This window comes from Vibrio aestuarianus (assembly GCF_012395185.1).
GTDB lineage: Bacteria > Pseudomonadota > Gammaproteobacteria > Enterobacterales > Vibrionaceae > Vibrio > Vibrio aestuarianus.
In genome coordinates, this window is sequence record NZ_JAAZTU010000021.1 from 1 (window position 1) to 14,076 (window position 14,076).

14 protein-coding genes are annotated in these 14,076 nt (G+C 41.2%); 3 read left to right on the top strand and 11 right to left on the bottom strand.

Annotated elements, in window-relative coordinates; genetic code table 11:
* Positions 1-209 precede the first annotated feature (209 nt).
* The 7 genes from HGG78_RS11235 to HGG78_RS11265 form a co-directional block, all read right to left on the bottom strand.
* Positions 210-704 (bottom strand): fasciclin domain-containing protein, encoded by a 495-nt coding sequence (locus tag HGG78_RS11235; protein WP_172532921.1) that lies wholly within the window; start codon positions 702-704, stop codon positions 210-212.
* Positions 705-1,002: 298 nt separating this feature from the next.
* Complete coding sequence (locus HGG78_RS11240) at positions 1,003-2,046, bottom strand: GMP reductase (protein ID WP_168524317.1); 1,044 nt, start codon at positions 2,044-2,046, stop codon at positions 1,003-1,005.
* A gap of 514 nt (positions 2,047-2,560) precedes the next feature.
* Positions 2,561-3,001 carry a PAS domain-containing protein gene (locus tag HGG78_RS11245; RefSeq protein ID WP_053311120.1) on the bottom strand — a complete coding sequence of 147 codons (441 nt, stop codon included), beginning with the start codon at positions 2,999-3,001 and terminating at the stop codon, positions 2,561-2,563.
* A gap of 2 nt (positions 3,002-3,003) precedes the next feature.
* Entirely contained in the window at positions 3,004-4,008 is a 1,005-nt protein-coding gene (locus tag HGG78_RS11250) for a response regulator (protein WP_053311121.1), read from the bottom strand.
* A 132-nt stretch (positions 4,009-4,140) separates the two neighbouring features.
* Positions 4,141-4,380 (bottom strand): hypothetical protein, encoded by a 240-nt coding sequence (locus tag HGG78_RS11255; RefSeq protein ID WP_053311122.1) that lies wholly within the window; start codon positions 4,378-4,380, stop codon positions 4,141-4,143.
* Between the two features lie 158 nt (positions 4,381-4,538).
* Positions 4,539-4,895: an NADH:ubiquinone oxidoreductase gene (locus HGG78_RS11260; RefSeq protein ID WP_080996377.1), complete on the bottom strand. Its 357-nt coding sequence runs from the start codon at positions 4,893-4,895 to the stop codon at positions 4,539-4,541.
* Positions 4,896-5,280: 385 nt separating this feature from the next.
* Positions 5,281-5,490, bottom strand: a complete 210-nt coding sequence (locus tag HGG78_RS11265; RefSeq protein WP_053311181.1) for an alternative ribosome-rescue factor A — start codon at positions 5,488-5,490, stop codon at positions 5,281-5,283.
* A gap of 399 nt (positions 5,491-5,889) precedes the next feature.
* Between HGG78_RS11265 and HGG78_RS11270 the strand changes: the two genes are divergently transcribed.
* Positions 5,890-6,099, top strand: coding sequence for a cold-shock protein (locus HGG78_RS11270; RefSeq protein WP_053311123.1), 210 nt, complete (start codon positions 5,890-5,892; stop codon positions 6,097-6,099).
* A 72-nt stretch (positions 6,100-6,171) separates the two neighbouring features.
* The gene (locus tag HGG78_RS11275) at positions 6,172-6,714 is read left to right on the top strand and encodes a YaeQ family protein (protein ID WP_053311124.1); all 543 of its coding nucleotides are present in this window, start codon (positions 6,172-6,174) and stop codon (positions 6,712-6,714) included.
* A gap of 66 nt (positions 6,715-6,780) precedes the next feature.
* Here HGG78_RS11275 and hmpA read toward each other — a convergent pair whose 3' ends face one another.
* Positions 6,781-7,959: an NO-inducible flavohemoprotein gene (gene hmpA / locus HGG78_RS11280; RefSeq protein ID WP_172532922.1), complete on the bottom strand. Its 1,179-nt coding sequence runs from the start codon at positions 7,957-7,959 to the stop codon at positions 6,781-6,783.
* Between the two features lie 209 nt (positions 7,960-8,168).
* On the opposite strand from hmpA, the gene norR reads away from it, so the two are divergent.
* Positions 8,169-9,755: a nitric oxide reductase transcriptional regulator NorR gene (gene norR, locus HGG78_RS11285; protein WP_168524321.1), complete on the top strand. Its 1,587-nt coding sequence runs from the start codon at positions 8,169-8,171 to the stop codon at positions 9,753-9,755.
* A 48-nt stretch (positions 9,756-9,803) separates the two neighbouring features.
* On the opposite strand, the gene HGG78_RS11290 is transcribed toward norR, so the two are convergent.
* The 3 genes from HGG78_RS11290 to HGG78_RS11300 all read right to left on the bottom strand — a co-directional run bounded on the left by HGG78_RS11290 (position 9,804) and on the right by HGG78_RS11300 (position 13,510).
* Positions 9,804-10,673: a mechanosensitive ion channel family protein gene (locus HGG78_RS11290; RefSeq protein WP_168524322.1), complete on the bottom strand. Its 870-nt coding sequence runs from the start codon at positions 10,671-10,673 to the stop codon at positions 9,804-9,806.
* 189 nt (positions 10,674-10,862) lie between these two features.
* Positions 10,863-12,098, bottom strand: coding sequence for a peptidase T (pepT, locus tag HGG78_RS11295; protein WP_172532923.1), 1,236 nt, complete (start codon positions 12,096-12,098; stop codon positions 10,863-10,865).
* 203 nt (positions 12,099-12,301) lie between these two features.
* A complete protein-coding gene (locus HGG78_RS11300) occupies positions 12,302-13,510 on the bottom strand; it encodes a NupC/NupG family nucleoside CNT transporter (RefSeq protein ID WP_172532924.1) in 1,209 nt (402 codons plus the stop codon).
* Positions 13,511-14,076: the final 566 nt, after the last annotated feature.

Below are 14,076 nucleotides of genomic sequence, written 5' to 3' on the forward strand. Positions count from 1 at the left end.
ACCATGGGAATATTTTAATTTTTAAATGATTTTAATATTAAAAATCCATTAATTAAATGATAGGTGATTATATGAAAATTATACAAGAAAGATAAAAGACAAATTTAGCAAGTGTAATCACAGTTTCTAATTGACGCTGTATTATGAATTAATTGATATTATTATTTATAATGAGAGCTACAAAATAGCCCTCATTAGAATATTTGTGATTATGGCAACAGTACGGTATCGATTACGTGAATCACACCATTACTCGCTTTGACATCAGCAGCAACGACATTTGCGTTATTTATCATCACACTATCGCCATCCAAGGTTATCTTAACCATTTGGCCTTGAGTTGTTCTAGCATTGTCCATTGTTATAACGTCAGCCGCCATTACTTTTCCAGAAACGACATGGTATGTAAGGATGGATACAAGCTTATCTTTGTTTTCTGGTTGCAATAGTGTCTCAACAGTGCCATTTGGAAGTTTAGCAAAAGCTTCATCCGTAGGAGCAAAGATAGTGAATGGGCCTTCCCCTTTCAAAGTATCCACTAACCCAGCAGCCTTCACCGCTGTGACTAATGTATTAAAAGAACCATTTTCAACTGCAACATCAACAACATCCTTCTTCATACCGTGACCATCAGCATATGCTGTGAACGGAAATATTGCGGTTGCTACTACCAAAGAGAGTAAAGCGGCAATTTGTTTAAACATAGTATGTTCCTTCTTACGGTGTTTTTAGGTTTCGAAGCTTTTATACGGCTAATCAATCAAATCGATCATTAGTGCCGTTCTAACCTTGGGTATGTTTGTTTTAATGTCGTGTATCATTAAGCAACCCTATCAAATCCCTTTGATAAAGGTATGCGCCCATGAACCGACGTGGCGATATTGCTAGTGTTTGAAGTTTCAAGGTAGGAACGCCCCCAGACTAGCTGGGTGTTTCCTCTATACAAAAAAGGGCCGCTAAAAGCGACCCTAAAACATTCGAATTTTCCAAAGTATCAGAAATTTACTCTTTACCAAACAAGTTGTTCTCTTGCTCTCTCACGCGAATAAATGTTGTTCTCTTCGTTAGCTCTTTAAGCTTTGCTGCGCCTACATATGTACATGTTGAACGTACGCCACCTAACACATCTGAAATCGTATCGTGCACACTGCCACGATATGGCAATAGTACGGTTTTTCCTTCAGCCGCACGGTATTTTGCAACACCACCCGAGTGCTTCGCCATCGCTGACTGTGAAGACATGCCGTAGAACTTCATGTAGCTTACGCCATCTTTTTCAATAACTTCACCGCCAGATTGCTCATGCCCTGCTAGCATACCGCCAAGCATAACGAAATCAGCACCGCCACCGAACGCTTTCGATACATCACCGGCGCAAGTACAACCACCGTCGCCAATAATGCAGCCACCTAAACCATGAGCTGCATCAGCACATTCAATGATCGCAGACAACTGTGGGTAGCCAACACCGGTCTTCACGCGAGTAGTACACACAGAACCAGGGCCAATTCCTACTTTAACAATATCTGCACCAGCAAGGATCAGTTCTTCAACCATATCCCCAGTTACAACATTACCTGCTGAGATCACTTTATCTGGGAATTGAGCACGAACACGTTGTACATAATCTACCAAGTGTTCTGAGTAACCGTTGGCAATATCGATACAGATGAAAATAAGGTCATCACTTAATGCCATGATGTCTTTAGTTTTTTGGAAATCATTATCCGAGGTTCCTGTTGATACCATCACATGCTTAAGCGTGGCTTGATCAGCACCTTTGACAAACTCAGCCCAGTCCTCAACAGAATAGTGTTTATGAACCGCTGTCATTACATCGTGTTCAGCTAACGCTTTTGCCATAGCAAAGCTACCAACAGAGTCCATGTTTGCAGCAATCACGGGCACGCCAGACCATTGACGCCCACTATGCTTGAATGTAAAATCGCGGGTTAAATTTACTTGAGAACGGCTTTTTAGTGTTGAACGCTTAGGGCGAAACAGTACATCTTTGAAACCTAACTTAAGTTCTTGTTCGATACGCATTGTGCATTTCCTTGATTCATAAACTGTGTGTCACTTTCGCAAAGTGCGTAGTAATCATGTTGGCAGACGAGATTACTGGCTTTCGGACACAAAAAAACCGGAGCGTTGGCAGACGCTCCGGTTTTCAGCATTATAGGTCGGGATTTCTTCTCGGCAAGTCTGATATTTTATTTTTTTTTATGGTACTATATCGAAACTTTCATATCCGGTAGATTTGAATACTCCCTAGCAAAAACCATAAAATATATCCCCTTATTTTTCATAAAGTTAAATAAAAAACTCACTCCACCATCGAATCCCACCAGCTAAGCAATCGATTACCAAACAGTATTCAACTAAAAATATGTGACCAATATCACCCCAAAATGGGATTTTAATAGACACTTTTAACGTTATTTTTTTTCAAAAAATAGTATAAAAATTTAAAGCCCAGTCTAGAAAACGTACTAACACCCACCCATCCATTAATAAACCCCCATAAAACGCATTACTCATTCAACAAGGTTATAGTTAGTCAATGATTAACTTTCAATGACGCTAGTGCTTCTGCTGTTGCATCTTGTATCGAGAGAAAAAGAGAGTTGATTTTTCCTGTTGGTGTACGCATAGGATTTAGTGTAATGCTCTGATACATAAATTCTGCTTGTTGGGTTACAGGGCGAACATTGCGACATTTAAATAAATAGGGGCGTTGCTGCCACGTGATAAAACTGCGACAACCAAGATCATATACCGGTTTTGTTTTTAGCTTGAACCACTCACAGGGGATCTCTGGAAATAATTCAAATATCGATTTACCAATAGCATCATGAGACTGTACACCGCTGTGGTGTGTCATAAAGCCATTCCAGACTTGTACTTGATAATCTCTATCTATGACCACTAAGCCCATATCGACATTCTGTACCATGTCCACCATCCAGTGGAATTGCTCAAATTCAGCAGGAAGATTCATCGCTAAAAGTCCTCCATAAGATAAGCGAGTTTGTTGTCTAGCAGTGGAAGCGACTCATCGACAAACATAAATAGTAAATCACAACGAATTGATGTCTGATCAATATTATAACTGACTTCAAATGTCATGGTCTTCTTAAACGTTCCCGCGGTAGATTGGATGATTGAATCAATGGAGATATGCTGCCCAAGCAGTACTGGAGAGCTTTGAAAGAATCGCACCTCTGATTGTTCGCCCAGTCCATTTAAGAAGGAACCAACCAATATATTTGACACATCCATTAGCAATTCTAGCTCTTCAAGTTCTTCACTATCAGCAGGCACTTTCATTAATTTTTTGAGATCAGACACACTAGAATCACTAAGCAAAACTAATGCCTCCCCAGCAATACCTTCGCCACTAAACCCCTGACAAACTCCTGATACCTGGTCGTTCTCTGCTAAGTCACGTAATGCCATGTGCAGTTCGCTGACTTCAAAAATATTGACGTTTGGTAACGGTAAATGGACAAAAACATCAAAATGTCGAGCTAATGCATCTGCGGCTCGCCCAATCGAAACGTTAGCCACTTCCATATAGATATCTCGGCGCTTCAGTATCGGTAGATCGATAGAGACAGGGGTTACCATACGTGGTTGTGTTGCTGGCTCTACGAGCTCTCTCAATACATCATTTAGGGCGTTTTTATCGATTGGCTTTTGGATAAAAGCGCGAGCGCCTAATGCCATAACTCGCTCTTTGGCTTTAGGCTGAATATCACCAGAAACAACTACGACAGGCGTTGTCATGCCTCTGCGCTGCATTTCCTCAAGCGTGCCGTAGCCATCAAGTTCCGGCATTGTTAAATCTAGGAACATTAATTTGAAGTCATGTTCTTCAAGATTCTTGATTCCATCTAAGCCATGTATTGCGAAGGTGATATCAGCGTTAAGAGACGCTGGAAGTGAACGCGCCATCTGCTTACGTGCTAATGCAGAGTCATCACAGATGAGTACGGGGAAAGACATGTAATCACCTTAATGTCTATTAATTCAATAAATAGAGTGTATACCTAAACCTTAGGTATATGCGAGTTGCGCAAAAAATTAATTCAAAATGGGGAGTATATCGGTTAGAGCTTTAGGATAGAAACCGCCACATTAAAGTGACGGCCACAGAGTCAAAACGATGATGCGCAGTACAACAGCAAAGACGATAAATGAAATGCCCAACCGGTACCATTTATATTCTGCGATAGTCATCGGTATGCGCCGATAGAACATCGTCACCACCCCCTTCCAATCATGGCTACGCTTGCCATATTGAGTGATGCTAGTTAAAACAAAAATAATACCAAGCAGCAATATCCCTTTTTCCGCCCAGAACAATCCAACTTCCATTTAGCTTCCCTCACTCATTGGTAACTCACAATGCTAATGAGTTTATACGTAAAACAACCAAAGCTCTGTTGGACAAAAGTCGAATAATGGCGATAAAAAAGGGCTTTACTGAAAAAGCCCTTGTTCTACATTGATACTCAAATCTTAAACAGTGACGATTATACCTGAGTAGAAAGCTTAGGCGTTGGCGTCTTTTTATCTCGATAGCTGAACCAAATATAAGTTACAACGATAGAGAAAAACATGTATGACAAAGCAAACACGATAGGAGACGTTATCAAATCAGCCGACACTCCCCACATTACACCCACAACAGTGACGGAAAGTTTGGCGAATAGGCCGCAAATTAATAGAAATAGCGCGAATTCTGGCACTCTAGTGCTTCTGAAGGCAAACCAGTAACAGGTGCCTACCGCTAAGGAAGATACATACAAGCCGAGTAAAAAGGAGTGGAAGTGTTCCGCAGAAGCAACACCTGCAGATACAGACGCTATCAAAATTAATATCAGTTTCATGCTATAAACCTCTTTTTAATAAAAAAGCATCCGTTCATTTTTGAAATCTCATTTTGCGTATATTCTCCTCTATTCACCAATAATATCAAGTTCAAATATTGAACAATTTTGCTTGTGACGGGCGACAAAATACAATTGTTAATCAATAGTTAACGATCAAATGCACGCGAAATTAGGTGTAACAATGCATTACATAGATAAAAGCATCAAAATGGAACAAATGGTAACAAAATATTAACCGTTGAGATTTTTTCGCTAAAATTAGAATTTTGTGAGACAAACACATAAATAACAAAGTACATAATCAATCATTGATGTGTTCAACTGATTTGCGTTTTTCAGCGGGAGCGTGGAGCCGTAAGCAGAACCTTATTCAAAAATAACTTCAAGCAACTTTTGAGTAAAGCTCTCTACCCGAGTACTTTTCTTTACGGCTGTAGCTTCCTTTGCCTTTCTTCGCTTTTTCAACTCGCATTCTAAATAGCTGGCTTGTGACCACTGCTTTGAGCGCATTATCTTTAATTTGTCCACGGCCGAGCTCTGCGTCCGAAATTTGATTATCTTCAAAACATAACTGATTGGTTTTGCAACTCATTCGTTTGTTTTTTTTGTTTTTCATATTGCCTCCATTAAAGACAAAGAGTGAACGATAGTGGTGGCGATTTTGCTCTAAAAACCACCACTGTCAATCACAAATTTTGTTGCTGACGATTTGAATAATTGAGCCCATTTCAAATACGGTTGCAGTAAAATGCCAAATGGAGCATAAAACATGACTATTTTTTGGAAAGTTTTTCGAGATTTGTCTAGTTATGATTGACAAGATAAAAGTTTAAACTAGACTTTGCCGTAGCTAGAAAGCAGTTCGTTGTATACAAATACGTTTCGTTGGATTACTTGTAACTCCCCCGTCGTGTCGTACGCAATAGCAATCTACTTTTCCACGCTATCCGCGCCGTAATCGGCTGTAAAAATTTTTCATTAGGATATTAAAATGTCTAACACAGTTACTGGTACAGTAAAATGGTTCAACGAAACTAAAGGCTTCGGCTTCATTCAACAAGAAAACGGCCCAGACGTTTTCGCTCACTTCAGCGCAATCAAAGGTGACGGTTTCCGTACTCTTGCTGAAGGTCAAAAAGTTGAGTTTGAAGTATCTCAAGGTCAAAAAGGCCCTCAAGCTGACAACATCCGCCTAGTATAATTTCTTACTAAGTATTCTAATAGCCAGCATCTTGCTGGCTATTTTCGTTTTTGTCTCTCAGAAATCATTACCATGGCCCTCAAACCAACTATCTATAAATTTCGTATCTCGCTCACTGATATCAACCGTGATCACTATGATTCTCTCAATCTGACTATTGCTCAGCATCCTTCAGAAAATAACGAGCGCATGATCGCACGCATTTTAGCTTTTTGCCTCAATGCCACGCCAGAGTTGATGTTTACTAAAGGTTTATCATCCATCGAAGAACCCGACATCTGGCTAAAGTCTTTAGATGACCAAATCCAGTTATGGCTAGAAGTCGGTGAACCTGATGCCGATCGCGTCAAAAAAGCAACTCGCCTAGCCAAGCAAGTAAAAATCTATAGCTTCAACACTAAATCGAATGTTTGGTGGGAACAAAACAAAGGCAAATTTGGTTATCTCAACGTCGATGTTATTCGCTTTGAAGCAGAATCAATTGAAAAACTGGCATCAACTCTCACACGAGGAATGGAACTCTCTGTGATGATCAGCGGATCTTCCATTTTCGTCGATGGAGAAAACGGCTCACATGAAATTGTGTGGCAAGAATTACAAATTAAGAGCGCTTGATGGCGTCTATTGACGCTCATTATCTGTGATATCAAGGCTCTTTCGAGCCTTGAACATTATGGTGATTTACAAGTTAGCGTGAGGGCCAAAAACTTCATAGTGAATACGAGATTTATCAACACCTAGGCTTTCTAACTGCTCAACAATAAACTGCATAAATCCAATTGGCCCACAAACATAGAAATCACCATTTTGTAGTGGCAACGGCACTTTATCCAACTGCATGTGCCCATTTCCTTCAACCGATGAATCGCTATTTAGATACCAAACCTTTTGTTTCCAATCATTGGCCTCGATCAACTTTGCCGTCTCACTAATAAACGAGTGTTGCTCAGGGCTGTTGCAAGCATGTAAGTAGGTTACGTCACGCTTTTTGACCTGAGCAAAGTGTTGCAACATCGCTTGCATTGGCGTCGCGCCAATTCCCGCAGAAATCAATACCACAGGTGCTTCACGTTCTACGTAGAAAAAGTCTCCCGCTGGCGCATACAATTTCACACTATCTCCCACACACAATTCATCGTGCAAATAATTCGATACAATACCAGCATGTTGCGTATCAAAGCCTTCTCGCTTGACTGAAATTCGGTAGTTCTTACCATTTGATTTTTGTGACAACGAATACTGGCGGATTTCCTTATATTGAGATGACTCCGGTTTCACTTCTATACCTATGTACTGCCCCGCTTGGTAATCTAATACGCTTTCTTTATCGGTGGGGGCAAAGATAAAACTCGTCACCAATTCCGATTCTTTTACTTTCTCTTGAACGATAAACTCGCGTGCATTTTCCCAACCACCTAACGCTTGTTTACGTTGTAAGTACAACTCGCCTTCCCGAGAAATAAATACTTGAGCTAAAAACAGGTAGGCAGCAGTCCAAGCTTCTTCAACTTCACTCGTAAAAGCTTCACTGGCAAGTTCTCGTAATGTTTCGATCAGGTGAAGACCAACAATTTGGTAATGATCAGGTTGAATATTAAAGCTAGTGTGCTTGTGAGCAATTCGCTCCACAGCACTGGTCAACACCGCTAGGTTATCAATGTTTTTTGCATAAGCGGCAATAGCCTCAAACAAAGCGACGCTCTGACGACCCGTTTGTTGATGCGACATATTAAAAATATCTTTCAGCTCAGGGTTATGTGAAAACATTCGTTCATAGAAATGTTTGGTTAAGGAAGGGCCTGCTGATTCAAGCAGTGGTATGGTACTTTTGATAATGCCGATGTGATGGTCGTTGAGCATGACTGAAATTCTCCTCAGATTTTATTTTTTGTTATTTATAAGATGATGTTTTTCACTTTCATCTAATTGCACAACACGTGCCAAATCATATGTCATTGATTTTAATAAAAATAGCACCAAAAAACCTTAAGCAAACAGGTCAATAAAACCCTTTTAAATAGGTCATATTGACACTACAATATCAGAAAAACATCACAAATATTATTTCTATGCAAGATATCTCTATCTCCACTCTAGTCGAAATGACGATTGGGTTAGCCAGTGGCTCAAATGATCACGATCGATTCAGCCGCTTACTTGATGCGATCCGCAAAACCATCCAGTGTGACTGTGTGGTACTCCTTTCTCGCCAGGGGGAGTTACTTATTCCTCTTGCTATGCAAGGTCTAACTAGAGATACATTAGGTCGCCGATTTTTAATCGAAGAGCATCCTCGTTTCACACAAATCTGCCAAGCCAAATCGCCGATAAGGTTTGATGCGCACTCTCCGCTACCAGATCCTTTTGATGGCCTGTTAATGGAGCATGATGGCGATCTACCGATGCATTCTTGCATGGGCTTACCACTACTCTTTGGCGACGAATTGCTAGGAATTCTGACGCTCGATAGCCTGACACCAAATGTGTTTGACCACATACCAACAAGAAGCCTTGAAGTGTTATCGGCTATTGCCGCCTCGACACTAAAAATGGCACTGACTTTTTCACAATTAGAAGCCCAAGCTAAACAATCTCAACAACGCTTCGAAGAACTCAATGAAGAAGTATGGGACAGAGACGGCGGTGAAATCATCGGTTCTAGTACGGCGATGCAAATAATGAAAGCCGACCTCGAAGTGGTTGCTCCTTCCAATTTCAATATTTTGATTCACGGCGAAACAGGGGTTGGTAAAGAATTAGTGGCGCGTACCATTCATCATCTTTCATCTCGAAAACGTCAGCCTTTGATCTACGTAAACTGCGCCGCTATTCCTGAAAACTTAGTAGAAAGTGAACTATTTGGCCATGTAAAAGGCGCATTTACAGGTGCAGATCGACATCGTTTAGGCAAATTTGCCTTAGCTGATGGTGGTACCCTGTTTTTAGATGAGATCGGCGAACTTCCACTTACCGCGCAAAGCAAGATCCTAAGAGCGTTACAAAATAATGAGATTCAACCAGTCGGAAAAGATCACGTACAAACCATTGATGTACGAATATTGGCTGCGACAAACCGAGATCTAAAAGTAGAAGTCGAAGCTGGACGCTTTCGTGCTGACCTTTATCATAGGCTCAGTGTTTACCCAATCCATGTGCCATCTCTGCGCGAACGCGATGGTGATGTCACATTACTCGCCGGTTATTTCTTAGAGCAGGCTCGACGAAAACTTGGCATTGTACAACTTAAAATTGACCCGCTGGCTTTGGAGTCGCTGCTGCATTACTTCTGGCCGGGTAATGTCCGAGAGCTTGAGCATGTTATTAATCGTGCAGCACTAAAAGCTCGTGCTAAGAAAACTGCATCTAACCTAGTTACTGTAACCTGCCACGATATTGGTGAACTGGATAATGGCATCTCGTTCAACACTTCAAATGAACAAATATCGCAGACAGAAGAGGCCAACATTAACTGGCGCGTAGGCTTACGTGAAGCCACAGATGAATTCCAAAGAAAGGTAATCAGTGAAGCGTTAACCCGAGCCGATTTTAACTGGGCAGAAGCCGGAAGACAGCTACAAATCGACCGAGCTAATTTAACTCGACTCGCAAAAAGACTTGGTATCTCAGTGACCAAAACACATTCAATTAAACGTTAAATAAAGCGAGTCATATGACTCGCTTCAATCGATACAATTATGGTGTGGTTAATTCACCAGTGTATTAGCCGCGCCATTCAATTCACGAGGAAAAGCTTTTTCGTACTCTTGCATGAAGTCTTCACGGATCAACTGCTCAAGATGGTTGGCTCTTTCGGTTGGGCAGAAAATCATAAAGTGAACGACTTGTTCACCTGCAGCAGTGCTGCTGATCTGAATATGGGGCTCTGCATTGGGCAAATCCACACCCGCGTGTTTTTCGATCATATTATTGTAGCGCCGTGCAACATCAATAAAATGGGCAAAATGCGCTTCAATTTTCTCATGCATGATTGGTAGAAGCGGAAACAAGTTAACGAAGTTTGGCACCACAATCGAGAAATTATGAAACACATAACGCTTCATAAAATTAAGATTTTTGACTGGGAAAGTAAAAAACATGCTATTAGGAAGAGTCGCTGTTTTGCCCGTATAGTGATATTGACCATGGTTAAGGTCAATTTCTTGAATCACCGTTGCCATTAAGTTGTGCTCGATCACCTCACCACTTAATTTTCCCACTTCAATCCAATCCCCAATACGAAATGAGCGAGAACTCGCACGCTGAATTGAGCCTGTAAAACAGAGAATAATCTCTTTCGATGCCACAACAATCGCAACCGCAATAGCGGTCACTGACAATGCAAATTCGTTGATCTCGGACTGCCATAACACAAACAAGATGACGATCGTCAAACCAAATATTCCATTCTTGGTTCGTGACATCCATTTACGTTGTTTCTCTGTAATGAAAGCGACATCACCTCGAATCTGTGATAGCACCAAACGACGAATCAAAATGATCAGCACCATTATTAACGTGGTGAATATCAATTTATGCGTGAGAAGAAAGTCCCAAACCGCGACTGCTTTCTCCATACTAATCCCCTTCATTACTGTATCGAACGACGACCATCTGTTGCCGTTATTTCGCTTATTATTGATTTACATTGTAACTGAATGAAAGGCTAAAAAGGATATGGGCACAATTAATATGCGCCCTGTCAAAGCTTTGTAATGGAATACCCCTCTTTAATGCTCGTTCGGAAACGCTAAAGAGGGTATGTTTTAATTTGGTTGACTGGTTAGTGCTGTTTTTTCCGCCAGTTTAACGATCACATTAACCGCCTTTTCCATCCCTTCTACGCTGATAAATTCATGGATACCGTGGAAATTATAGCCACCAGTAAAGATGTTCGGACATGGTAGTCCCATAAATGAGAGTCTTGCACCATCAGTACCGCCACGGATTGGTTTAATCAATGGTTCAATATCGCAGTCAATCATCGCTTGTTTTGCAAGTTCAATCACTTGTGGATGAGGCTCGACCATCTCTTTCATGTTGAAATAGCTGTCCGTTAACACCAGTTCAACACGACCTTTTTCAAGACGAGCATTCAGTTCTGCTACTTTTTGTTGCATGAATGTTTTACGAGCATTCAAACCTTCACGGTCGAAGTCTCGAATAATATAACCCAACTCTGAACGAGCAACGCTCATCTCCGCTGATTTCAGATGGTAAAAACCTTGGTAACCTTCGGTTGTTTCTGGTGTTTCATCCATTGGCATCATCAACTGAAATTGCGCAGCAATGTTCATCGAATTGACCATTTTGTCTTTTGCAGTTCCCGGATGCACATTAATACCGTGACAAATCACATCGGCACTGGTTGCATTAAAGTTTTCGTATTCAAGCTCACCAACTGGCCCACCATCAATGGTGTAAGCCCATTGCGCCCCAAATTTTTCCACATTAAATAAATCAGCACCGCGACCAATTTCTTCGTCTGGTGTAAAACCAATACAAATATCACCATGAACAATACTCGGATCCGCAATCAACACCTCTAGCGCGGTCATAATTTCGGCAATACCGGCTTTATTGTCTGCGCCAAGCAGTGTGGTGCCATCGGTCGTAATTAAGTTATGACCATGCAATTGGTGCAAGTCTGGGTACTGAATAGGCGACAACACTTCATCACCTTTTCCAAGCGCGATATCACCACCTTGATAATTTTCAACAAGTTGTGGTTTAACATTTTTTCCAGAAGCATCAGGAGCAGTGTCCATATGCGCAATAAAACCAATGGCAGGAACGGGATAATCCACGTTTGATTCTAACTTAGCCATCACATAGCCGTGATCGTCTACGCTCACTTCAGTTAGACCTAAATCTATCAACTCATCACACAACTTATGAGCGAAAGGCTTTTGACCTGACGAGCTTGGACATTGTGAATTGGCAGGATTTGATTGTGTATCAAAAGCAACATAACGCAGAAAGCGGTCGACAAGATTTTCCATAGCAAATACTCAAGAAGTGAAAACATCCGCGTATTTCAATAATGATATACGCAGTTAATTGCACCCTATACTACGCGCTCATTTGAAACAGTATTTGCTATAAATCAGTTTTTTTACGATTACTGCGTTGTACAACACAGCCCAAATAACAGTTGATAAAAAATGCCCACCGAAGCAGGCATTCACATAACGAGAATGTATTTTTACAATAAAATGAACATACTGGCTAAACACGCACTCATTAAGTTTGCCAATGTGCCCGCAGCAACCGCTTTAATCCCTAAGTTTGCCACTTCTGCACGACGTTCCGGTGCAATCACACCGATGGAACCCAATTGAATCGCGATCGATCCTATGTTAGCAAACCCACACAATGCGAAAGTAACAATGACTTGCGTATGTTCGGACAACAAGGCCTTATGCTCAACAAAATCGATAAACGCGACAAATTCGTTCATCACCACTTTTTGACCAATATAAGAACCCGCCATTAATACTTCGTTACTTGGCACACCAATAACCCATGCTAACGGCGAAAATAGATAGCCAAATAACACTTGTAAGGTAATGCCGCTAAAGCCAAAGAGTTCACCGAAGCTTTCTAACCCTGTATTGACCATTGCAATGACACTCACAAAAGCGACCAACATGGTTCCAACCGCTACTGCCACTTTCATTCCGTTCATTGCACCGCTTGCAAGCGCATCGATAACATTACTGTCTTGCGCTTTATCCATCTCTATATTCGATTGGTCAAGTGGAACATCACGCTCAGGAACAATGATTTTCGCCATCATCAAACTGCCAGGAGCAGCCATGAAACTTGCGGCGATTAGGTACTTAAGTTCAACCCCTAACCCCGCATATCCCCCCAACACGCTACCAGCAACCGATGCCATACCGCCAGCCATCACAGCAAACAATTCCGAACGGGTCATACGCGATAAAAATGGGCGAACGAGTAACGGGGATTCGCCTTGTGAAAGGAAGATATTGCCTGTAGCAACTAAAGATTCCGCTTTGCTCGTACCTAAAAATTTTTGGATACCACCACCAATGAACTCGATGACTTTTTGCATGATACCAAGATAGTAAAGGGCTGAGATAAGAGCGCTGAAGAAAATGATAATGGGCAGAACACGAACCGCAAAAATAAACCCAGAATTGGCTAAATCACCAAACAAAAAACTGATCCCTGCGTCTGCAAATCCCAACAAGCTAGCAACACCATTACTCATACTTGCTAATGCAGTTTGTCCCCACGGGAAATAAAGAACCAAAGCAGCAAAGCCCACTTGCAGCAATAAAGCACGTAAAACGGTTTTCCAATTAATGGAAGATCGGCTCTCAGATAACAGATACGCGCAAGCCATCAGCACAATCACGCCGACAAGACCAAAAAGAATATTCATTGTATTTACCTAGTGTGAAATTGGGAGATAAGGGCAGGACCAAAGAACTTGGCAAAGGATGAATCATGACTCTCGTTCACTACAAAGAAGTAGGGAAAAGAGTGGCTGGTAAAAACATTGTTCATTTTAAATAACCTTATACAAGCAGAGAAACTTAGCTGGTCCAGTCCTTGGGGTCATTCACATATCCATGTGACGGCTTGTATGGGTTGAGCACCGGCTCATAACCGGGCGGAAAGTATAAACAACAAAATGAGAGTTTCATCACATATTTTTACGCAAACGTTCAAGCGTTTATTTATTCGTCGATCAAGCTCAAAAAACTAAATCTAAGGTAGGTTTAAGGATAAAACCACACTAAACAAATTGGAATGAAAATCACACATTGAAATAAAATAAGCGAAGTGAACAGTAATTAATTCGTACTTATCCGATTTTGTGACTAACTTTATTTAGGTCTCCTAACATGCTCTAAATAAAAATCACTAGCAACGTCGCGCCTCTTGTGGTCATTTGACCCAAGAGGCATTTTTATAAACCGAGCTGGTTAAGCGCATTCATACCAA

Coding starts and splice junctions, on each gene's coding strand:
- HGG78_RS11235 (WP_172532921.1), bottom strand. CDS start 704: ATGTTTAAACAAATTGCCGCTTTACTCTCTTTGGTAGTAGCAACCGCA.
- HGG78_RS11240 (WP_168524317.1), bottom strand. CDS start 2,046: ATGCGTATCGAACAAGAACTTAAGTTAGGTTTCAAAGATGTACTGTTT.
- HGG78_RS11245 (WP_053311120.1), bottom strand. CDS start 3,001: ATGAATCTTCCTGCTGAATTTGAGCAATTCCACTGGATGGTGGACATG.
- HGG78_RS11250 (WP_053311121.1), bottom strand. CDS start 4,008: ATGTCTTTCCCCGTACTCATCTGTGATGACTCTGCATTAGCACGTAAG.
- HGG78_RS11255 (WP_053311122.1), bottom strand. CDS start 4,380: ATGGAAGTTGGATTGTTCTGGGCGGAAAAAGGGATATTGCTGCTTGGT.
- HGG78_RS11260 (WP_080996377.1), bottom strand. CDS start 4,895: ATGAAACTGATATTAATTTTGATAGCGTCTGTATCTGCAGGTGTTGCT.
- HGG78_RS11265 (WP_053311181.1), bottom strand. CDS start 5,490: ATGAGTTGCAAAACCAATCAGTTATGTTTTGAAGATAATCAAATTTCG.
- HGG78_RS11270 (WP_053311123.1), top strand. CDS start 5,890: ATGTCTAACACAGTTACTGGTACAGTAAAATGGTTCAACGAAACTAAA.
- HGG78_RS11275 (WP_053311124.1), top strand. CDS start 6,172: ATGGCCCTCAAACCAACTATCTATAAATTTCGTATCTCGCTCACTGAT.
- hmpA (WP_172532922.1), bottom strand. CDS start 7,959: ATGCTCAACGACCATCACATCGGCATTATCAAAAGTACCATACCACTG.
- norR (WP_168524321.1), top strand. CDS start 8,169: ATGCAAGATATCTCTATCTCCACTCTAGTCGAAATGACGATTGGGTTA.
- HGG78_RS11290 (WP_168524322.1), bottom strand. CDS start 10,673: ATGGAGAAAGCAGTCGCGGTTTGGGACTTTCTTCTCACGCATAAATTG.
- pepT (WP_172532923.1), bottom strand. CDS start 12,098: ATGGAAAATCTTGTCGACCGCTTTCTGCGTTATGTTGCTTTTGATACA.
- HGG78_RS11300 (WP_172532924.1), bottom strand. CDS start 13,510: ATGAATATTCTTTTTGGTCTTGTCGGCGTGATTGTGCTGATGGCTTGC.